We start from the raw sequence: 18,733 nt of genomic DNA, 5'->3' as shown, positions 1-18,733 counted from the left end.
TCCTCAGGCCATCTGCGCGGCAGCGACGACGTCGGCAGGCTGTGAGGCCCGCACGGTGCGCCAGGTGTTATAGGCCATCAGCAACATGCCGCTTAAGAAAATCGCCCCGCCGATCAGCCGCACGACAAAGCCCGGATGGCTGGCCACCAGGGTTTCGACGAAGGAGTAGGTCAGCGTGCCGTCCTCGTTCACTGCGCGCCACATCAGGCCCTGGGCGATGCCGTTGACCCACATCGAGGCGATGTAGAGCACGGTGCCGATGGTCGCCAGCCAGAAGTGCGCATTGATCAGGCCGACGCTGTGCATCTGCGCCTTGCCGAAGATTTTCGGGATCATGTGGTACAGCGCGCCGATCGAGATCATCGCCACCCAGCCGAGGGCGCCGGCGTGAACGTGGCCGATGGTCCAGTCGGTGTAGTGGGAGAGGGCGTTGACGGTCTTGATGGCCATCATCGGACCTTCGAAGGTCGACATGCCGTAGAACGCCAGCGACACCACGAGGAAGCGCAGGATCGGGTCGCTGCGCAACTTATGCCAGGCCCCCGAGAGGGTCATCATGCCGTTGATCATGCCGCCCCAGCTCGGTGCCAGCAGGATCAGCGACATCACCATGCCCAGCGATTGCGCCCAGTCCGGCAGCGCGGTGTAGTGCAGGTGGTGCGGGCCGGCCCAGATGTACAGGGTGATCAACGCCCAGAAGTGCACGATCGACAGGCGATACGAGTACACCGGACGCTCGGCCTGTTTCGGCACGAAGTAATACATCATGCCGAGGAAGCCGGCGGTGAGGAAAAAGCCTACAGCGTTGTGGCCGTACCACCATTGCACCATCGCGTCGGTTGCACCGGCGTACACCGAGTAGGACTTGGTGAAACTCACCGGCAACTCAAGGTTGTTGACGATGTGCAGAATCGCCACGGTGATGATGAACGCGCCGAAAAACCAGTTGCCCACGTAGATATGTTTGGTTTTGCGCTGCATGATCGTGCCGAAGAACACGATCGCGTAGGCGACCCAGACGATGGTGATCAGGATGTCGATCGGCCATTCCAGTTCGGCGTATTCCTTGGAACTGGTGTAACCCAACGGCAGGCTGATCGCCGCCAACAGGATCACCAGTTGCCAGCCCCAGAAGCAGAACGCGGCGATTTGCGGCGCGAACAATTGCGTCTGGCAGGTGCGTTGTACCGAATAGAAAGAGCTGGCGAACAGCGCGCAGCCACCGAAGGCGAAGATCACCGCGTTGGTGTGCAGCGGGCGCAGACGGCCGAAACTGGTCCAGGGCAAATTGAAGTTGAGTTCCGGCCAGACCAATTGCGCCGCGAGAAAAACCCCGAGGCCCATGCCGACGATGCCCCACACCACCGTCATAATGGCGAATTGGCGGACCACCTTGTAGTTGTAGGCGGTACTGATAGAAGTGTTCATGGTTCCCCATCCACGGTTCAGCCGAAGTGAGCGCGCGCAAACGACGCGAATCCTTCGCCTGGAGTTATAGGCAGACTAAAAGCGAGGCAAGCATGGACAAACAGCACAAGGCCAGTATTGACGGGGATCAATGGGCGCAGTGTGTGCTCGATCATGGGTGGCTTTGGGATACCGCTGTTGGAGAGGCTTCGGCAACGCTGATTCTGGCCCACGGTGCGGGTGCGCCGATGGATAGCGAGTGGATGAACGACATGGCTGGGCGCCTTGCCGGGCTTGGGGTCAACGTGTTGCGCTTTGAGTTTCCGTATATGGCGCAGCGGCGGGTGGATGGGGTGAAGCGGCCGCCGAATCATGCCGGCAAGTTGCAGGAATGTTGGCGGGAGGTGTCTGCGGTTGTGCGGCGTCATGTCGCTGGGGTTTTGGCTGTTGGCGGCAAGTCGATGGGCGGGCGGATGGCGAGTCTGGTGGCGGATGAGTTGGGGGTGGATGCGTTGGTGTGTCTGGGGTATCCGTTTTATGCGGTGGGGAAGCCGGAGAAGCCTCGGGTTGAGCATTTGGCTGGTTTGAAGACTCGGACGTTGATTGTGCAGGGGGAGCGGGATGCTCTGGGGAATCGCGAGGCGGTTGAGGGGTATTCGTTAGCGCCGGGGATTGAGGTGTTTTGGTTGGTGGCGGGGGATCATGATTTGAAGCCGTTGAAGGTTTCTGGGTTTACGCATGAACAGCATTTGGCCAGCGCCGCGCAGAAAGTATCCGAGTTTCTCAAGGGTTAACCGAGATTCTGTTTTCCATGGAGACCGGCTCCCTTTCCCCCTCGCCCCCTTGGGGGAGAGGGTTGGGGTGAGGGGGTTAGCTTTTGATCTTGCTCTTGGGGGCATATCCGTTGCTGCGGTAACGGCTGCTTAGGGTTCCGCCCTTACGGCGGGTCACCTTTTTCAAACGCCGGAGTGCCGGCCCAGCAAAAAGGTAACCCAAAAGGCTTGCTCCTACGTTCGGCCCTCGCAAGCTCGGGTTCCTTCGCTCCGGAATCGATCCGGGCGCAGCGGCTCCGGTTTGCTTCGCTGCACCTCCTTCCGCTGTGTCTGGCTGCGCCAGACGGTCGCTACGCTCCCACCCCCGGATCAATCCCTCCACTCAGCCTTCCGACGTCGCCGGTGGATCAAGATCAAAAGCACTCGAGCTTGCGCTCATTGTTGAGTGGGGCGGCTTCGCCGCGGGCAGCTGCGCTGCTTTGCTTTTCTGCTTTTTGTGGGAGCGAGCCTGCTCGCGAAGGCGGCCTGACAGCCGACCATTATCCACCGGCCGGACTCAATCCCTGTGGGAGAGCACTCGAGCTAACGCTCATTGTTGAGTGGTGCGGCTTTGCCGCGGGCAGCTGCGCTGTTTTGCTTTTCTGTGGGAGCGAGCTTGCTCGCGAAGGCGGCCTGACAGCCGACCACTATCTACCGGCCGGACTCAATCCCTGTGGGAGCTGGCTTGCCAGCGATGGCAGCCTCCAAGTCGACCAATCCCCCACTGATGTACCCGATCCAAATGTGGGAGCGAGCCTGCTCGCGAAAGCGCTCTTCCAGACGACCTCAAACCACCTGACTGTCAGAGGCAATCCCTGCACTTAAACATCATCAAATACCCCCGTTGAAACTACACGACCCGTTACGCCATCCCGGCTACAACTCCTTGCGCCATTGCCTACGCCTACGCCAGAATCCGCCGGCTTACGCGCTATGAGGTTGGCTATATCGTTTCTCGGTCACTGACAAAAAAGCAGTGATCGGGTTTGGTAGCCCGTCTCTAAGCGTCATGACGCCATATGCAGTCTCTGTAGAGACTCGATTTATGGTGGCCATGCGTGGGGCTCCTTTGGAGCGCCGGGTTTCCTGCTTAGACCGGTCTACCAACCTGCGTATGGTCGCCACCCTCGTTTGGTAGCGAGAGTGATGATTCCTTATTTTTCTAAGTAGGAGCTTCATCTATGTTCAAAGTAACCCCCAACCCGCCACCCTCCGACGACCGCGCACTAGACCCGCAAAAAATCCAGGAAGCCACCGACCGCGCCCTCGATTACTACCTCAAACCTGAAGACCTGGCAGCCCCGCCAAGTTCACCGAAATATCGCCCGATCTACGTTGTCGACCCCACGCTGGATGACGAAACCCTGTTGGTCGAGGCCTGCGAGTCGCTTTCATACGCCCATGCCATGGCCGGTAACATCGCCAACTCGATAGGCGGCCCGGAGCGCAAACCGCTGCTGGCGCTGCAACAGGTGATCATGCTGAACGAACTGTTGGTCAATCGGTTACTGGACAAACTGAAGCTGCCTCAATAAGTTCGCTGGCTTTTATGGCCTCTTCGCGAGCAGGCTCGCTCCCACAGGGGATCGTCGTCTGGCACATATCTGTGGTCACCGCATATCGGATGTAGGGTGAGCCTGCTCGCGATGTTGGCCTGACGATCAACCGGCCTCTTACTGATGCACCCGGTCCAAATGGGGGGGGGCGAGCTTGCTCGCGAAAGCGGCATCCCAGACGACACCAAAATCACAGGCCAACTTCCCGCTATTTCTTTGCGGTATATCAAACAATATCCGGCAATGCCTCAAAATATTGTTTGGCTTTCAGATCATCTCTTTTTAAATTGAAAGTACCTTTGGGTCTTATTTGTTCGGGGGTTTCGTCGGGTTTTGTTTTTGCAAATGTCGCTTCGAATTCGCCTTCAATAGTCCCTTTTACAGGATCCAGCTTAATGTTCAGTGTCGCATCACCCGCCGCGATAACTCGCCAGCCTTTAAGTTCGCCCTTCTTTATTGAATGTCTGTGGTCACAGTACAAGCCCGCTGCAAGCGTATAAGTGCCTTCCAGGATGTCCTCGTTGATATACGGCACTGCGAGCATAAAACCAAAAAGATCCTCTGAATCAACGGTGCCTACGGAGCCGTAAAATATCCATGAGTTATCAGTTGTCGTGCTTGATTTAAAGAATAATGTTCTTTGAGCTTCGGTTGATAAAGAATCGATCTGCCACTGAAATTCGTTGTCCTCTGTTTCGAAGTTATTTATCTGCAGGACGTTATTTTTGTTATAAAAATCTCTGAAGTTCACGATGAAATCCTTCTGTCTCGTAGGGGGATCCCGTCGATTGATCGGACGGTAATTCATAGATATTCAGTTTCTAAAATGTTGTCTACTGTCAGAGTTGTCAGCTAGACATAGTTCGCAGAATGTGCTTTTCGCTTATTTCTTTGTTTCAGGTAATAAAAAAACCGGAAGCTTTAGCTGTCCGGTTTTTTTATCCTGCTAGAGCAATCAGCGGTTAAACCGCGCCACCAACGAATACTGGGTGTTTGCCGTCTTCGTCAGCTCTTCACTCAACAACGCCGAGTTATGCGCTTGCTCGGACGTCTGATCCGCCAACTCCGAAATATTGCTGATGTTACGGCTGATCTCTTCAGCCACGGCACTTTGCTCTTCGGTCGCGGCGGCGATCTGGGTGGTCATGTCGGTGATGTTGGCCACTGCTTCGCTGATGCCGACCAGTGCCTGATCCGCTTCCAAGACCCGTGCAACGCCTTCTTCGGCCTGGCGATGCCCGGCTTCCATGGTTTGCACGGCGCTGGAGGCGGTCTGTTGCAACTTGGCGATCAGGGCGTGAATCTGCCCGGTGGATTCGCTGGTGCGTTGCGCCAGTTGGCGGACTTCGTCAGCCACGACCGCAAAACCACGGCCCATTTCGCCGGCACGCGCCGCTTCAATCGCAGCGTTGAGGGCGAGCAGGTTGGTCTGGTCGGCGATGCCTTTGATCACGTCGACCACGCCGCCGATTTCGTCGCTGTCCTTGGCCAGTTGCGTCACGGTCAGGCCGGTTTCGCCGACGACCACCGACAGGCGCTGGATCGCTTCGCGGGTTTCGCCGGCGATGTCGCGGCCGCGGCCGGTCAGGCGGTTGGCTTCCTGGGTGGCGTCAGCGGTGCGCTGTACGTGGCTGGCGACTTCCTGGGTGGTGGCGGCCATCTGGTTGACGGCGGTGGCGACCTGTTCGGTTTCCACGCGCTGGCGTTCCAGGCCGGTCGAGCTGTTGTGCGCCAGGGCGTCGGACTGCTTGGCCTGATCGGTCAGGTGCTCGGCGGTGTCCTGCAAGCGGGTCAGGCAGGTTTTCAGGCGTGCTTCCTGGCTGAGGATCGACATTTCCAGACGCGCCTGCGCGCCACGGCTGTCGGTGTACATCTGCGCGATCAGCGGGTCGGAGGTGGTCTGTTCGGCCAGGCGCAGCAGGCGCTTGAGCCCGCGTTGCTGCCATTGCAGGCCCATCAGGCCCAGCGGCACCGAGAGACCGGCGGCGAGGGCGAAGCCCCAATGCGAGTTCAGCGTCGCGCCGATCATGAAGCTCAGCTGGCTGACCAGAATGAACGGCAGCCAGTCCTGCAGTAGCGGCAGCCATTTGTCCGTCGAAGGAATCGCCGACTTGCCCTGGTTGATGCGTTGATAGAGCGCTTCGGCGCGGCGGACCTGTTCGGCGGTGGGCTTGACGCGCACCGACTCGTAACCGATCACCTGATTGCCTTCGAACACCGGTGTTACATAGGCGTTAACCCAATAGTGGTCACCGGATTTGCAGCGATTCTTGACGATGCCCATCCATGGCAAGCCTTGTTTCAGTGTGCCCCACATGTGCGAGAACACCGCCGACGGCACGTCAGGGTGACGGACCAGATTGTGCGGCGCCCGGATCAGTTCCTCCCGCGAAAACCCGCTGATCTCGACAAAGTCGTCGTTGCAGTAGGTGATCACGCCCTTGGCATCGGTGGTGGAAATCAACCGTTGCTGAGCTGGAAAGGTCCGCTCGCGTTGTGTAATGGGCTGGTTGTTACGCATGGTTTTTCAATCCGCAAGGCTTTGAATGGTTGTCGGCGCCGACAGGTTTTTATTGAAGTTTTTTTTCAGATTTAAGTATGGCGTCGCAAAACCGCGCTTGCGTCAACTGGCCAGCATCGGATAGGTGAACAGGCCGAAGTGCAACAGATTCAGGCCGAAATGGGTGGCGATCGCCGCGCCCAGTCCGCCGAAACGGTAGGCCAGACCATAGCCGACCCCGGCCAGTCCCGCCAGCAACACCCAGGTCCAGCCAGCACCGGCATGCACCAGACCAAACAACAGCGAGGCCAACAGCAGCGCGAGGTTGTCGCCATAGGGCAGGTGCTTGAAGCGACGGCTCAGCCCGCCCTGTATATAGCCGCGAAACAGCGCTTCTTCGACCAGCGTCACCAGCAGCAGGTTGTTCAGTACCCACAGCCAAGCCTGATCCGGCCACTTCGGCGCCCAGGCGATTACGCCGAGCAACAATGCGCCGCCAAGGGCGAGAATCGCGCACAGCGTCAGGGCGAGGGCAGTGGCATAGACCGTCAGGCGCAACGAACGCCGCGCGACAATCCATGGACAGACCAGCAGCAGCCAGAAGCCCACCAGCGGTTTGTCGAGATTGAGGTACATCGCGAACGGCACGGCGTTGTCAGTGAAACGTTGCGGATTGATCACCCGGCCGTTGGCGAAGCCCGGCAGCCAGTGCAGCGCCAGTGCCACGGCCAGAACGATGAACAGGCCATGGCCGAGCCAACGCGCGAACGGCACCTCTTGCTGACGCACGGCGAACGCGGCGAACAGCAAAAGCCCCACGGAGATCAATGCCAGCCAACCGAGCTGGCCGTAGCTCAGGGCCAGTCCGTAGCCGAGGCCGAGCAGCGCGAGATAGAGCCAGGGCAGCGCCTTCATCGAAAGTCCTTGTGCGAGATTTCTGGAAGGGGCTTTCTACACGGGCGAGGGAGGTGGGACAAGTGAAGGAGAGTGAGAAGCGCGGCGAATAACTTGGGATCGACGTGTAGGAGCTGCCGAAGGCTGCGATCTTGAGGCTGTGGGACGCGGAGCGTCCCCGGCTGCATTCCCACGCAGAGCATGGGAACGATCAGATCAAAAGATCGCAGCCTGCGGCAGCTCCTACAAGGGTTGTGATTGGCTGGGAGATCAGCGCAGGCCCAGTTTGGCCGCCGCGCGCTCGGTAATCTCCGTACGCAATTTCAACGAAGGCGCCGCGCGCAACCGCGCCTCTTCGACCACCGCACTTGGCGCCACCTCCGGACTGCCGGCGTTGAACGGCGGTGCCGGGGCATATTCCAGTTGCAACTGCACCAGTTGCGCCGTATCGGCATCGACCAGTTCCGCTGCCAGCACCAAGGCGAAATCGATGCCAGCGGTGATTCCGCCACCGGTAAACAGATTGCCGTCGCGTACCACCCGATCCTTCACCGCAACCGCGCCCAGGGTCGGCAGCAACTGGTGATACGCCCAATGCGTGGTCGCGCGCTTGCCCTGCAACAGACCCGCCGCGCCGAGCACCAGCGAGCCGGTGCACACCGAGGTCACGTAACGTGCCTGCGCGGCCTGGCGTTTGATGAAATCCAGCGTCTGCTGATCTTCCATCAGCGGTCCGACGCCACTGCCGCCGGGCACGCAGATTATGTCCAGATCCGGGCAATCCTCAAAGGTCGTAGTCGGTTTCAGCAGCAGGCCGGTGCTGGCCGTCACCGGCATCAGGTCCTTCCAGATCAGGTGCACCTGCACGCCGGGCAACGAGGCGAGTACGTCGTAAGGGCCGGTCAGGTCGAGTTGCTGAACCTGCGGGAATAACAGAAAACCGATCTGCAGCGTCATCGTTCTTGCTCCGTTGAAAGAAGTGGACGACTGCACTGTAGGCGCGTAGGTTCTGGCGCATACGCCAATCACCCCACGAATTACGCCAAATGCCTAAAGCCATTCACGTCCTCGCGTTTGCCAATATGCAGATTCTTGATGTCACCGGGCCGTTGCAGGTGTTCGCCTCGGCCAACGATCTGGCCCGCCAGCGTGGTTTGCCGACGCCCTATGCGCCGAGCGTGATCGCCAGCGGCGGCGGGGCGGTGATGTCATCGGCGGGGTTGGCGGTGCTCGCCGAACCGTTGCCACAAACGCCCAGCGACACCTTGATCATCGCCGGCGGCTGGGGCATTTATCCCGCCGCCGAAGACTCGCAACTGGTCGACTGGGTGCGCGAGCACGGCACTCATTGCCGGCGTGTGGCTTCGGTGTGCACCGGGGCCTTTCTGCTCGCCGCCAGCGGCTGGCTCGATGGCCGCCGCGTGGTCACCCACTGGACGCGCTGCGAGCAACTGGCCGCGCAGCATCCGAATCTGCACGTGGAAGCCAATCCGATTTTCATCAACGACGGCCCGGTGTGGACTTCCGCCGGGGTCACGGCCGGTATCGATCTGGCGTTGGCCATGGTCGAAGAAGACCTCGGCCGCGACATCGCCCTCGACGTCGCCCGGCACCTGGTCGTCTTCCTGAAACGCCCGGGCGGGCAGTCGCAATTCAGCGTGACGCTGGCGCTGCAACAACAGGGCAACCGCTTCGATGAACTGCACGCCTGGATCGCCGAAAACCTGACCTGCGACCTCGGCATCCCGACCCTCGCCGAACAGGCCGGCATGAGCGAACGCAGCTTCATCCGCCACTACCGCGCCGACACCGGCCAGACCCCGGCGCGGGCGATCGAATTGATCCGCGTGGAAACCGCTCGACGACTGCTCAGCGATACCGGCCTGCCGGTGAAACGCATCGCCGCCAATTGCGGCTTTGGCAGCGAAGAGACGTTGCGGCGCAGTTTTCTCCGTGCCATTGGCGTGACACCGCAGGCTTATCGCGAGCGGTTTTCGGTCAGCGTTGCAGCAGATCCAGTATCGCCTTGAGGGTTTCCTGCGGCGCTTCTTCGGGAATGTTGTGGCCGACACCCGCCAGCACGCGCCGCTCATAAAAGCCGCTGAAATGCTCGGCATCTTCATCAATCAGCGAAGGCGGGCCGACGCCATCATCGCCACCGCACAGCGAAATGCTCGGCACGCTGATCACCGGCTGTGTGGCCAGCGCTTCTTCCATCCACTCCAGGGCTGGATCGCCCGGGGCGTAGCCGAAGCGATGCCGATAGGAATGAATCACCACGTCGACAAAATCAGGATTATCAAAAGCGCCAGCGGTCAGCGGGTAGCGTTCATCCTTTCGCGCCCATGTCGGTGACCACAGCCGCCAAAGCAACTGACACAACTCCCGGCGATTCTGCTTAAGGCCCTCGATGCCACGGGGCGTGTGGAAGTAGTACTGATACCAGAGCCGATGCTCGTCTTCGGGGTCCAACGGCTGTTTCGCATGGGCGATGTCCTGCACGAGGTAGCCGTCGCCGCTGACCAGCCCGCGCACTCGCGCCGGAAACAACGCCGCGACAATACACGCCGCCCGACCGCCCCAGTCATACCCGCAAAGCATGGCCTGTTCGATACCCAGCGCATCCATCAGATCGAGCAAGTCCTGCGCCATCGCAGCTTGCTGGCCGGAGCGCAGGGTTTGCGCACTGTTGAACCGGGTCGGCCCGTAACCGCGCAAGTACGGCACGATGACGCGGTAGCCTCGCGCGGCCAGCGCCGGGGCGACTTCGTCGAAGGTGCGCGGGGAATAGGGGAAGCCGTGGAGCAGAATCACCGGGGCGCCGTTGTTCGGGCCATGCTGTTCGTAGGCAATGGTCAGAAAAGGCGTAAGGACTGACTGAATCATGACTGTCAACTCCGTGCAAACGTCTTCCAAACCCTAGACCATCGGATAGACTGCGCAGCTCATTCTGTCGACTGGCTTCAAGGACGATACATGTCACTCAAAACGCTGCTTGTTATGTTGGCACTTGTCGTGATGCTGACCGGTTGCGCATCGCCGCCACCGGCATTGCCGGACACCCCGCAGCGCCGTGAACTGATGGAGCGCATGTTTGCCAAGTCGACGATCATGCTGTCCTTCAAGGAGTTGGACGCACGATCCGCCACCGTGCCGGGCGAACCGCAACGCCAGCTCAGCGCCGATGAGGCATTGGCCAGCCATAAGCAACAAATGAATGTAGACCTGCCGGCGGCGTACTGGGAGCAGCGCCGTGCAAACCTTGCGCAACTTATCGATGCCAGAGCAAAAGGTGAAGCCATCGGTCTGGCGGCATACAAGCAGAAGTACTTCGAGCAATTATCCCTGGCACCGACGCCAATGCTCGCGGCGCTGGCCAATGCCCCGAGGATGGACGCGCTGGCAGAGTTTCCATTGGTGCTGCCCAATGACCATCAGCTCAGTTACTTCTACCTGATGACCGTTGCGGATGAAACGTTTTGGGAAATCGAGCAGTTCTACCAGCACATGGCCGATCTGGACGCCCAGTACGGCGTCTGTGCCCTGTACCCGGATTGCTACCGCCCGGACTTCCGCACGGCTAAGCCTCAAGCTCCGCGATCTGATTGAAATACTTCGTCCGATCCGGCGTAAACGTCACCTTCATCTTCGTCCGTGAGCACGTCAGCGCACGCTCCTGCGCCAGATCGATATCCAGATCTTCGCCACGCAGTCCCTGCCACTGCGCCAGATATTTCAGTGAGCCGTATTTCTCGTTTTTCTTCAGGCTGCGACTGACGCCACCCTTCCAGCCAAGCACCGGCAATTCGCCGGCCAGGCAGCGCCGGGCCAGTTCGGGAAAGCGTTCGGCGCGCTGGCGGCCGATTTCCCAGCATTTGATCAAGCCCTTGTCGGCGGCTTCCCAGAGCTGGGTGCGGCTCAGCCCGGTGCGAGGAGGGGAGTCGATGTTGCGCTGGACGTGGTGAGGCATTCCGCTTCCTTGAATTCGGGGGTGGTTGGACAGCTCCGCTGTGCCCGTTGCGTTGGATGGTAGGGGGGGATGTTTCGGCTGGCAACAAGGTATTTCGGCGTGTAAGCGTACGTTGCGCGAAGTGTTTCAACGTGACGTGAGTAGTTTTTGAGACGCGGTTTTTACACAGACTGTCGCCAGACGTAAACGGCGCACGGGTTCGACGACGGGGATGGGCCTGAGCCAGTTGTCTGGCATGCAGGCCCGTTGTGGAAACATACCTGTCGATCAGGGATCGGTCTGACAAGCGCTGGCGAAAAAACGGTCAGCGCTAGGGCTGCCAGGAGCTCTTTTCGCCACTCAATTTTCGATCGAGAAAACTCGCCGCACTGATCAACGCCAGATGCGTCAGCGCTTGCGGCGTGTTGCCCAGATGCCGGCCATGGCTGTCGAACTCTTCGGCGTACAGCCCAAGCGGATTGGCATATCGCAGCAATTGCTCGAACTCCAAGTGGGCTTTTTCCACCTGCCCGGCGCGGGCCAGGCATTCGACATACCAGAACGAGCACGCGGCGAACGCGCCTTCGGTGCCGCTGAGGCCATCGATGTTGGCGTCTTCGTTGCGATAGCGATAGACCATGCCGTCGCGCACCAGGGTTTTTTCGATCGCTTCCAGAGTCGACAGCCAGCGCGGATCCTTGGCGCTGACGAAGCGCACCAGCGGCATCAGCAGCATCGAGCCGTCCAGCGCGGTGCCGCCCTTGTACTGGACGAAGTGCCCGCGTTCTTCATCCCAGAAGTTGTCCCAGATGTCGGTGTAGATCGCTTGTCGGGTCTGGTCCCAACGGGCGAACGGTGCCGGCAGCGAACGCTTGGAAGCCAGGCGGATCGCCCGGTCCAGCGCCACCCAGCACATCAGCCGCGAGTGCAGGAAGTGATGAGTCTCGCCGCGCATTTCCCAGATGCCGACATCTTCGCTCTGCCACGTCTCGCAGACCTGATCGACCACCTCGCCAACGTGCCGCCAGCCTTCGTGGGAAATGGCGTCACCGTATTTGTTGACCAGATACACCGCATCCATCAGCTCGCCGAAGATATCCAGCTGGATCTGATCATAAGCGCCGTTGCCAATGCGCACCGGTTGCGCGCCGCCGTGGCCGGACAGGTGCGCGAGTTCGGTTTCCGGCAATTCCTGCTGGCCGTCGATGGCATAGAGGATGTTGAGTTTCATCGGTTTGCCACAGCAATCGCTGACCCGTCCGCGCAGCCATTGCATGTAGTGGTTGGCCTCATCGACGAAGCCCAGGCGCATGAACGCGTAAACGGTGAACGAAGCATCGCGGATCCACGTGTAGCGGTAATCCCAATTGCGCTCGCCGCCGGGAGTTTCCGGCAGGCCGAAAGTGGCAGCGGCGAGGATTGCACCGTGGCGGCGTGAGGTCAGCAGTTTCAGGGCGAGGGCGGAGCGATTGACGATTTCCCGCCAGCGCCCGCGATAGTTGGATTGGCCGATCCAGCCACGCCAGTATTTGAGGGTGCGCTCCATGCACAATTCGGCGGCGCCTTCGGCAAAGCGTGGGTCGTCGCTGCCACCGAGCATGAATGCGGCGGTTTCATTGTGCTCGAGGGTGAATTGCGCGACGGCCGCTTGCGCGTCGATCTGCAGTGCCTGATCTGAAGCCAGGCGTATCGACGGCTGGCCAGCGGCGTGGAACGTCACGTCCTGTGCGTCCATCTCTGCCCGGGTGTCGGCGCGACCATAGTCGTGGCGCACCGCGCAACGCAGGTTGAACGTCGCCGAGCCGCTGACCACGCGCACCCGGCGCATCAGCAGGGGCAGGGCGTCGACATCGTCACCGATGGGCAGCAGATCGGTGATTTCCACCACCGCGTGTTCGCTCAGCCAACGGGTCTGCAAGACGTTGGTGTCGGGCAGATAAATCTGTTCCCGGCGTGCATCCGGCAAGTCCGGCGCGAGCTGGAAAATCCCTGCTTCAGGGGTGTCGAGCAGCGAGCAGAAGATCGTCGGGCTGTCGAACTCCGGCCAGCAGAAAAAATCCACGCTCCCCTTGTCGTTGACCAGTGCGGCGCTGCGCATGTCGCCGATGATGCCGTGGGCACCGATGGGACTTTGTTGTTCCATTTCAGGCTCAGCCATTGCCGCGAAACTCCGGATAGAGGCTCATCCCGCCATCGATGAACAGGGTGGTGCCGACGATGTAATCGGACAGGTCGGAAGCGAGGAAAACCACTGCGTTGGCAACATCCTCGACATCGCCAATGCGTCCATAGGGAATCAGCTCAAGAAGTTTTTCGCCGGCCGCGCCTTCAGTGGCTTCTGTGTTGATGGCCGTGCTGATCGCACCGGGCGCAATGCTGTTGATACGGATGCGCTGGTGGCTGACTTCCTGGGCGAGGCTCTGCATCAACTGATCGACGCCGCCCTTCGATGCCGCGTAATTGACATGCCCGGCCCATGGAATGCGCTGATGCACCGAACTCATGTGAATGATCTTGCCCGCCGCGCGCGACACGCCTTCGCGCACGCCCTGACGCTGGAAAATCCGCAACGCCGCCCGCGCGCAGAGGAACTGCCCGGTGAGGTTGACGCCGATTACCGTGTTCCAGTCGTCGAGGGTCATGTCCACGGCGGCAGCGTCTTTTTGCAGGCCGGAATTGGCGACGAGAATGTCCAGCGAGCCGAAGGCTTCGACGGTCTTGGCGAACAGCCTTTCGACCTCTTCTTCCTTCGAGACATCGGCGCCGATGGCGAGGGCCTTGCCGCCTTCGGCGTTGATCTGTGCAGCCAGTTCTTCGGCGGGTTTGGCGCTGCTGTTGTAGTTGATCACGACCGCAGCGCCGGCGGCGGCCAGTGCTTTAGCGGCGGCATGGCCGATGCCGGAGCTGGCACCCGTGACCAGCGCCACCTGATGAGCGAGGGAAATCTGCATGACGATTCGCGCCTTGGTTCCAGAGACTTAAGTAGCTGACTGATGGCCCGTGGCGAGAGTTCATCTGCAACCATGAAAAGTTCGCCAGCTTCAGACCTGATAGCGGCCACTGCTGCGGTGCCATTCGACGTTGCCGGCCAGCCAGCTCTTGAGTCCGCGCAGGTAGCGTTGGAGTAGCTGCGAGGCGTGCGGCAATACCGCCCGTTCTGCCGCCTCATACAGATGCATGATGTCATCGTGAACGGCAGCACTTTGCGCCATGGCCTGCGCGGGGGAGCAGCCCTGTTCTTGGATCAGCAACAAAGGCAGGTTGAAATCGCCGATACCGGCCTGCTGTTCCTTCAGCGCGGAAAACAGATCATTGGCAATGATCGTGGCGCTGGCGGCCAGCGCCGTGACGCGCCGCACCTCAGGTGCGCTGTATTCGTTGGCGGGCAATTCATACCCGCCGATGATGTCGATCAGCGACAGGCACGGCAGGAAACTGTTGACCTGACGCTGAGCCAGATATTCCCAGAGCGCGGGCGTGAGCCCTTCGATACGCCAGGCCGCTTCGGCGGTCATGGTGACGAACATGGCAATGATTTCATGGCGTACGCGGGCAACCTGCGCCGCGGTCGCGAAAGTCTCGACCCGCCTCAGATAGACACGCAGCGCGACCAGCACCGGATCGCCGCTCAAGGCCTGCTCGAGCTCAGGGCGGAACCGTGCGCTCAGGTAAACCGGTTCCAGCGCCGCCAGCGCCAGGGAAAGGCGCGGCCCGACCATTCTGGGTTCGGACCCGGTTCGCTCATCGTCGCAGTAGTAGTCGTCCACGGCGAACAATGCGGCGAAACATTGCGCCGCGAGCAACAGCCGATCGGGCTCATCGGTGTCGGTATGACACAGCATGGCGAAGCGCCCGAAACCCATGGCGCGGACCTTGTCGTGCCGACCCGGGAAAATCCCCACCTGCTCGATCCACGGCATCAGCCGATCATCCACCTCGTCTGCCAGCGCGGCGTTGTTGCGAAAGGGCGCCAGGCCATACAGGGCGGGGACGGCCCAGGGCACTTTTTCCGCTTCGGGTGAGACGAACATTGACGATTCGTCCATGGCGAGACTCCTGAGTGCGTTTGCAGGGTTCACGGTGACACATGAAGGTCCACGGCCTCATCAGAGCGCAAAAGGCAAGGGACCACACCTGTCAGGTCTGACAGGTCAGCGTGGGTTTTCGACCAATGGTCATCGTCGTTCAGCGCTGGAAAGCTCAGTGGCCTTCACAGACCGCTAACAATTGCGCGCTTCCACGGCATTCAAGGCTATGGCAACTTGGCCGCCCCTGATGAGGCTGCAATCGATGGCAAATCCCTACCGCGAATTGTTCACCGCCCCCGGCGCCCGTGCTTTTGTACTGGCCGGGATGCTGGCGCGCATGCCGATTTCGATGACCGGCATCGGCCTGATCACCATGCTTGCGCAGTTGAACCGCGGTTATGCGCTGGCGGGTGCGGTGGCGGCGACGTTTGCCTTGGCCACGGCGTTTTGCGCGCCGCAGGTATCGCGGCTGGTGGACCGTTATGGGCAGGGGCGGGTGCTGCCAATCTCAGCGCTGACCGGTGGCGGCGGGTTATTGATGTTGCTGCTGTGCACGCGTTTGCAGGCGCCGGACTGGACGTTGTTCGTCTTCGCCGCGCTGGCCGGGTGCATGCCGAGCATGTCGGCGATGGTGCGGGCGCGCTGGACCGAAATCTACCGGGGCCAGCCGCAATTGCAGACGGCGTATGCGCTGGAGTCGGTGCTCGACGAGGTGTGTTTTATCGTCGGGCCGCCGCTGTCGGTGGGGCTGTCCGTTGCGGTGTTTCCCGAGGCCGGGCCGCTGGCGGCGCTGTTGGCCCTGGCCATCGGCGTGACGGCGTTTGTCGCCCAGCGCAGCACCGAGCCGCCCGTGCACGCGCAGGAGTCGCAGCATCAGGGTTCGATCATTCGCTCGACTGACGTGCAATGGCTGCTGGCGTTGATGCTGGCGATGGGCGTGATCGTCGGGGTCATCGATGTGGTCAGCGTCGCTTTCGCTCAACATCAGGGCCAGCCGGCAGCGGCGAGTATTGTTTTGTCGGTATACGCGATCGGCTCATGCCTGGCCGGCATCGCCTTCGGTGCGATGCGTTCGAAACTGCCGTTGCCGCGCCTGTTTCTCTACGGCGGCGTGGCGACGGCGGTGACCACGCTGCCGCTGCTTTTGGCGAGCAACATCCTTGGCTTGTCGATCGCGGTATTTATCGCCGGGCTGTTCTTTTCACCGACGCTGATTGTGGCGATGGCGCTGATCGAACGCATCGTGCCGCCGGCCAAACTGACTGAAGGCCTGACCTGGCTGGTGACCGGGCTGAGCATCGGCGTGGCGATCGGTGCCGCCGGTTCCGGCGCGCTGGTGGATGCGTTTGGCGCGCGCAGCGGCTTCTGGCTGGCGATTGCGGCGGGGGCGGTGGTGCTGGTTTCAGCGTTTCAAAGTTTCCGTCACTTGAAATGAAATTCCACTGTGGGAGCGAGCCTGCTCGCGAAGGCGGTGTGTCAGTAAATATCTTCATACCTGATACAACGCATTCGCGAGCAGGCTCGCTCCCACAGTTATTTTGCGGTGCTACCAGCCTCGTCCTGAGTTGATCCAGAAGTTGACGGATAGCGACGTCGACACCGATTCCACCTGATGGAACCAGCCCTCTGGCAAAAACAGCAGGTCCCCAGCCTCCAGCGTTACCCGCAAAAACGTCACCTCCCGCGCTGCCGGGAAGCGTTCATAGTCCGGCGCGTCCGGGTTGAAATCGCAGCCATCCAGACCTCCCTTGGGCGCGGTCGACCAAGTGCCCAGTGCCTCGCGGTGATGCGGCGCGGCGAGGGTGAATTTTTTCTGGCCCCAAACCTGGGCGAAGAGGTTGTCGGTGTCATCGCGGTGCAACGGCGTCAGCGTGCCCTTGGGGCCGATCCAGATACGTGGCGGAATGAACAGCGACGTGTCGAAGTAGGGCGGGTACTGGATCTGTTGCAACAACTGCGCGGGCAGGATGTTGTTGCCCATGTACGCCGGCGGCTCGCCGTCCGCGCCCTTGACCGCCGGGCTGTCCAGCGAGGCGATGAACTCGGCCATTGAGGTCGAGCGGAAATCACGCTCGGTGGAAAAGGTCTTCTTCACGTAATCGCCATGGCGGGTGATGCCTTGCAGTTCAGCGAAATGCACCAGCGATTCCTCGCGGCTGAGGCTGAACAGTGGCCAGTCGTGCAGGGCATTGCTGATCACCAGCGGAATGCCGTTGGGCAGATAACGGGTTTCGAATTCGTGCCGGCTCAACTCGGCGCGCGCACGGCGTTCGACGCTGGTCTGGCGAGGCAGCGCGGCAGTGAGCTTTTCGCTGAAGCGTGGCGGCGTCGGGTAGCGCTTGTTCATGTCGACCTTTTCCACCGTGCCGCCACCCTGGCGAGCGTGGTCGATGATCTGCGGCAACATCGTCGCCAGGCCCATGTTGCCGCCGATCTTCAGGCGCCCGCTGGCGAACAGTTCCTCGACGTTGACCACGCCGGCCATGATCCCGAGGAAGTCCTTTTGCGCCACTTCAATGGTCACGTCCGGCCTTGGGTGGCGCCCGACTTCCGTGCGCGGACTGGTCTTGATGTCGTACCAGTACGCCTGCTGCCCACTGAAAATGAACTGGAAAACCCCCTCGATGCCGACCGCGCCGGCGTTGGCGAACAACTTGCCCAGAATGCTCTGCAGGTCCACGGTGATTCCCTCGCGATTGGTGTTTTTTTCCTGAACAGGCAACGAGCGGCTGGCGAGGGAATTTAGCGACCGGGCGACTAATTTGTCCGGCCAGTGATCCGTCTTTCTTGCAGACACATTTTTCAAGGAAAGCGCGGTGACCAAGCTGACATTGCTGTGCCTGCCCTACTCGGGCGCCAGCGCCATGGTTTACAGCCGCTGGCGGCGTCAACTGCCGACGTGGCTGCAATTGCAACCGGTGGAACTGCCGGGGCGTGGCACGCGGTTCGATGAACCGCTGCAAACCGACATGCGCGCACTGGCGCGGCAACTGGCGCGCGAGCACAAGTCGGGGCTGCAAGGCCCGTATGCGTTGTTCGGGCATAGCCTCGGTGCGTTGCTCGCCTGCGAACTGGCCCATGCCTTTCGCGAGTCGGGTGTGCCGGAGCCGCTGGCGCTGTTCGCCTCCGGCACCGCTGCGCCGTCCATGCGCAGCGATTACGACCGCGGCTTTGCCGAACCGCGCAGCGATGAAGAGCTCATCGAACAGTTGCGCACCTTTCAGGGCACCAGCGAAGAAATCCTCGCCAATGAGGAATTGATGAGTCTGACCCTGCCGGTGCTGCGCGCCGATTTCATGATGTGCGGGCGCTTCACGCCTGCCGAGCGGCCCTTGCTCAATTGCCCGGTGCACGTGCTCGGTGGCAAGGAAGACCGCGCCACCACCGAACAACTGATCGGCTGGAGCAAAGAGACCCTGGGCAGTTTCTCGGTGGACATGATGACCGGCGGGCATTTCTTCATTCATGAGCACGAAGCGCGGGTCATTCGCACGATCAAGACCCATCTGGAAGTGCATCACCGACGCCTTGCGCAGGCGGCGCAACCGGCGTTCTGAGACGCGCCTCATCTATCATTTTCAGGAGGC

The 18,733-nt window shown here is 60.8% G+C and carries 17 protein-coding genes; 6 read left to right on the top strand and 11 right to left on the bottom strand.

Features of this window, described 5'->3' with window-relative positions:
• Positions 1 to 3 precede the first annotated feature (3 nt).
• Positions 4 to 1,428 carry a cytochrome-c oxidase, cbb3-type subunit I gene (gene ccoN / locus JWU58_RS18185; RefSeq protein WP_024012337.1) on the bottom strand — a complete coding sequence of 475 codons (1,425 nt, stop codon included), beginning with the start codon at positions 1,426 to 1,428 and terminating at the stop codon, positions 4 to 6.
• Positions 1,429 to 1,520: 92 nt separating this feature from the next.
• Here ccoN and JWU58_RS18180 point away from each other — a divergent pair, with 92 nt between their 5' ends.
• Positions 1,521 to 2,201, top strand: coding sequence for an alpha/beta family hydrolase (locus tag JWU58_RS18180; RefSeq protein WP_206420722.1), 681 nt, complete (start codon positions 1,521 to 1,523; stop codon positions 2,199 to 2,201).
• Positions 2,202 to 3,400: 1,199 nt separating this feature from the next.
• Positions 3,401 to 3,754, top strand: coding sequence for a DUF6124 family protein (locus JWU58_RS18175; RefSeq protein ID WP_123443145.1), 354 nt, complete (start codon positions 3,401 to 3,403; stop codon positions 3,752 to 3,754).
• Positions 3,755 to 4,001: 247 nt separating this feature from the next.
• Here JWU58_RS18175 and JWU58_RS18170 read toward each other — a convergent pair whose 3' ends face one another.
• The 4 genes from JWU58_RS18170 to inhA form a co-directional block, all read right to left on the bottom strand.
• A complete protein-coding gene (locus JWU58_RS18170) occupies positions 4,002 to 4,526 on the bottom strand; it encodes a hypothetical protein (RefSeq protein ID WP_123443146.1) in 525 nt (174 codons plus the stop codon).
• A gap of 204 nt (positions 4,527 to 4,730) precedes the next feature.
• The gene (locus JWU58_RS18165; RefSeq protein ID WP_206420721.1) at positions 4,731 to 6,296 is read right to left on the bottom strand and encodes a methyl-accepting chemotaxis protein; all 1,566 of its coding nucleotides are present in this window, start codon (positions 6,294 to 6,296) and stop codon (positions 4,731 to 4,733) included.
• Between the two features lie 102 nt (positions 6,297 to 6,398).
• Positions 6,399 to 7,190, bottom strand: a complete 792-nt coding sequence (locus JWU58_RS18160; protein ID WP_122602430.1) for a CPBP family intramembrane glutamic endopeptidase — start codon at positions 7,188 to 7,190, stop codon at positions 6,399 to 6,401.
• A gap of 249 nt (positions 7,191 to 7,439) precedes the next feature.
• Positions 7,440 to 8,126 (bottom strand): isonitrile hydratase, encoded by a 687-nt coding sequence (gene inhA / locus JWU58_RS18155; protein ID WP_206420720.1) that lies wholly within the window; start codon positions 8,124 to 8,126, stop codon positions 7,440 to 7,442.
• Positions 8,127 to 8,215: 89 nt separating this feature from the next.
• Between inhA and JWU58_RS18150 the strand changes: the two genes are divergently transcribed.
• A complete protein-coding gene (locus JWU58_RS18150) occupies positions 8,216 to 9,199 on the top strand; it encodes a GlxA family transcriptional regulator (RefSeq protein WP_110601400.1) in 984 nt (327 codons plus the stop codon).
• On the opposite strand, the gene JWU58_RS18145 is transcribed toward JWU58_RS18150, so the two are convergent.
• Positions 9,168 to 10,055 (bottom strand): alpha/beta fold hydrolase, encoded by an 888-nt coding sequence (locus JWU58_RS18145; protein WP_206420719.1) that lies wholly within the window; start codon positions 10,053 to 10,055, stop codon positions 9,168 to 9,170. The genes JWU58_RS18150 and JWU58_RS18145 overlap by 32 nt on opposite strands.
• A 114-nt stretch (positions 10,056 to 10,169) precedes the next feature.
• Here JWU58_RS18145 and JWU58_RS18140 point away from each other — a divergent pair, with 114 nt between their 5' ends.
• On the top strand, positions 10,170 to 10,778 hold the full coding sequence (locus JWU58_RS18140; RefSeq protein ID WP_223630136.1) for a hypothetical protein: 609 nt from the start codon (positions 10,170 to 10,172) through the stop codon (positions 10,776 to 10,778).
• On the opposite strand, the gene JWU58_RS18135 is transcribed toward JWU58_RS18140, so the two are convergent.
• The 4 genes from JWU58_RS18135 to JWU58_RS18120 all read right to left on the bottom strand — a co-directional run bounded on the left by JWU58_RS18135 (position 10,750) and on the right by JWU58_RS18120 (position 15,164).
• Positions 10,750 to 11,139: a hypothetical protein gene (locus JWU58_RS18135; RefSeq protein ID WP_197892035.1), complete on the bottom strand. Its 390-nt coding sequence runs from the start codon at positions 11,137 to 11,139 to the stop codon at positions 10,750 to 10,752. The genes JWU58_RS18140 and JWU58_RS18135 overlap by 29 nt on opposite strands.
• A gap of 310 nt (positions 11,140 to 11,449) precedes the next feature.
• Complete coding sequence (locus JWU58_RS18130) at positions 11,450 to 13,276, bottom strand: glycoside hydrolase family 15 protein (protein ID WP_024012347.1); 1,827 nt, start codon at positions 13,274 to 13,276, stop codon at positions 11,450 to 11,452.
• Positions 13,269 to 14,069: a glucose 1-dehydrogenase gene (locus JWU58_RS18125; protein WP_206420718.1), complete on the bottom strand. Its 801-nt coding sequence runs from the start codon at positions 14,067 to 14,069 to the stop codon at positions 13,269 to 13,271. The genes JWU58_RS18130 and JWU58_RS18125 overlap by 8 nt, the downstream gene beginning before the upstream one ends.
• Positions 14,070 to 14,159: 90 nt before the next feature.
• The gene (locus JWU58_RS18120) at positions 14,160 to 15,164 is read right to left on the bottom strand and encodes a family 2 encapsulin nanocompartment cargo protein terpene cyclase (RefSeq protein WP_206420717.1); all 1,005 of its coding nucleotides are present in this window, start codon (positions 15,162 to 15,164) and stop codon (positions 14,160 to 14,162) included.
• Between the two features lie 244 nt (positions 15,165 to 15,408).
• Here JWU58_RS18120 and JWU58_RS18115 point away from each other — a divergent pair, with 244 nt between their 5' ends.
• The gene (locus JWU58_RS18115; RefSeq protein ID WP_206420716.1) at positions 15,409 to 16,581 is read left to right on the top strand and encodes an MFS transporter; all 1,173 of its coding nucleotides are present in this window, start codon (positions 15,409 to 15,411) and stop codon (positions 16,579 to 16,581) included.
• 111 nt (positions 16,582 to 16,692) lie between these two features.
• Here JWU58_RS18115 and JWU58_RS18110 read toward each other — a convergent pair whose 3' ends face one another.
• Complete coding sequence (locus JWU58_RS18110) at positions 16,693 to 17,826, bottom strand: cupin-like domain-containing protein (RefSeq protein WP_206420715.1); 1,134 nt, start codon at positions 17,824 to 17,826, stop codon at positions 16,693 to 16,695.
• Positions 17,827 to 17,962: 136 nt separating this feature from the next.
• Between JWU58_RS18110 and JWU58_RS18105 the strand changes: the two genes are divergently transcribed.
• Complete coding sequence (locus tag JWU58_RS18105; protein WP_073474043.1) at positions 17,963 to 18,703, top strand: thioesterase II family protein; 741 nt, start codon at positions 17,963 to 17,965, stop codon at positions 18,701 to 18,703.
• Positions 18,704 to 18,733 lie beyond the last annotated feature (30 nt).

The sequence above is a fragment of the Pseudomonas atacamensis genome (assembly GCF_017167965.1).
GTDB lineage: Bacteria > Pseudomonadota > Gammaproteobacteria > Pseudomonadales > Pseudomonadaceae > Aquipseudomonas > Aquipseudomonas atacamensis.
The sequence above is the reverse complement of the archived record's forward strand: the minus strand, read 5'-3'. Positions and strand labels throughout refer to the sequence as shown.

Bases quoted from the DNA above. Each gene is read 5' to 3' on its own strand.
- ccoN (WP_024012337.1), bottom strand. From the start codon at position 1,428: ATGAACACTTCTATCAGTACCGCCTACAACTACAAGGTGGTCCGCCAA.
- JWU58_RS18180 (WP_206420722.1), top strand. From the start codon at position 1,521: ATGGACAAACAGCACAAGGCCAGTATTGACGGGGATCAATGGGCGCAG.
- JWU58_RS18175 (WP_123443145.1), top strand. From the start codon at position 3,401: ATGTTCAAAGTAACCCCCAACCCGCCACCCTCCGACGACCGCGCACTA.
- JWU58_RS18165 (WP_206420721.1), bottom strand. From the start codon at position 6,296: ATGCGTAACAACCAGCCCATTACACAACGCGAGCGGACCTTTCCAGCT.
- JWU58_RS18160 (WP_122602430.1), bottom strand. From the start codon at position 7,190: ATGAAGGCGCTGCCCTGGCTCTATCTCGCGCTGCTCGGCCTCGGCTAC.
- inhA (WP_206420720.1), bottom strand. From the start codon at position 8,126: ATGACGCTGCAGATCGGTTTTCTGTTATTCCCGCAGGTTCAGCAACTC.
- JWU58_RS18150 (WP_110601400.1), top strand. From the start codon at position 8,216: ATGCCTAAAGCCATTCACGTCCTCGCGTTTGCCAATATGCAGATTCTT.
- JWU58_RS18145 (WP_206420719.1), bottom strand. From the start codon at position 10,055: ATGATTCAGTCAGTCCTTACGCCTTTTCTGACCATTGCCTACGAACAG.
- JWU58_RS18140 (WP_223630136.1), top strand. From the start codon at position 10,170: ATGTTGGCACTTGTCGTGATGCTGACCGGTTGCGCATCGCCGCCACCG.
- JWU58_RS18135 (WP_197892035.1), bottom strand. From the start codon at position 11,139: ATGCCTCACCACGTCCAGCGCAACATCGACTCCCCTCCTCGCACCGGG.
- JWU58_RS18130 (WP_024012347.1), bottom strand. From the start codon at position 13,276: ATGGCTGAGCCTGAAATGGAACAACAAAGTCCCATCGGTGCCCACGGC.
- JWU58_RS18125 (WP_206420718.1), bottom strand. From the start codon at position 14,069: ATGCAGATTTCCCTCGCTCATCAGGTGGCGCTGGTCACGGGTGCCAGC.
- JWU58_RS18120 (WP_206420717.1), bottom strand. From the start codon at position 15,164: ATGGACGAATCGTCAATGTTCGTCTCACCCGAAGCGGAAAAAGTGCCC.
- JWU58_RS18115 (WP_206420716.1), top strand. From the start codon at position 15,409: ATGGCAAATCCCTACCGCGAATTGTTCACCGCCCCCGGCGCCCGTGCT.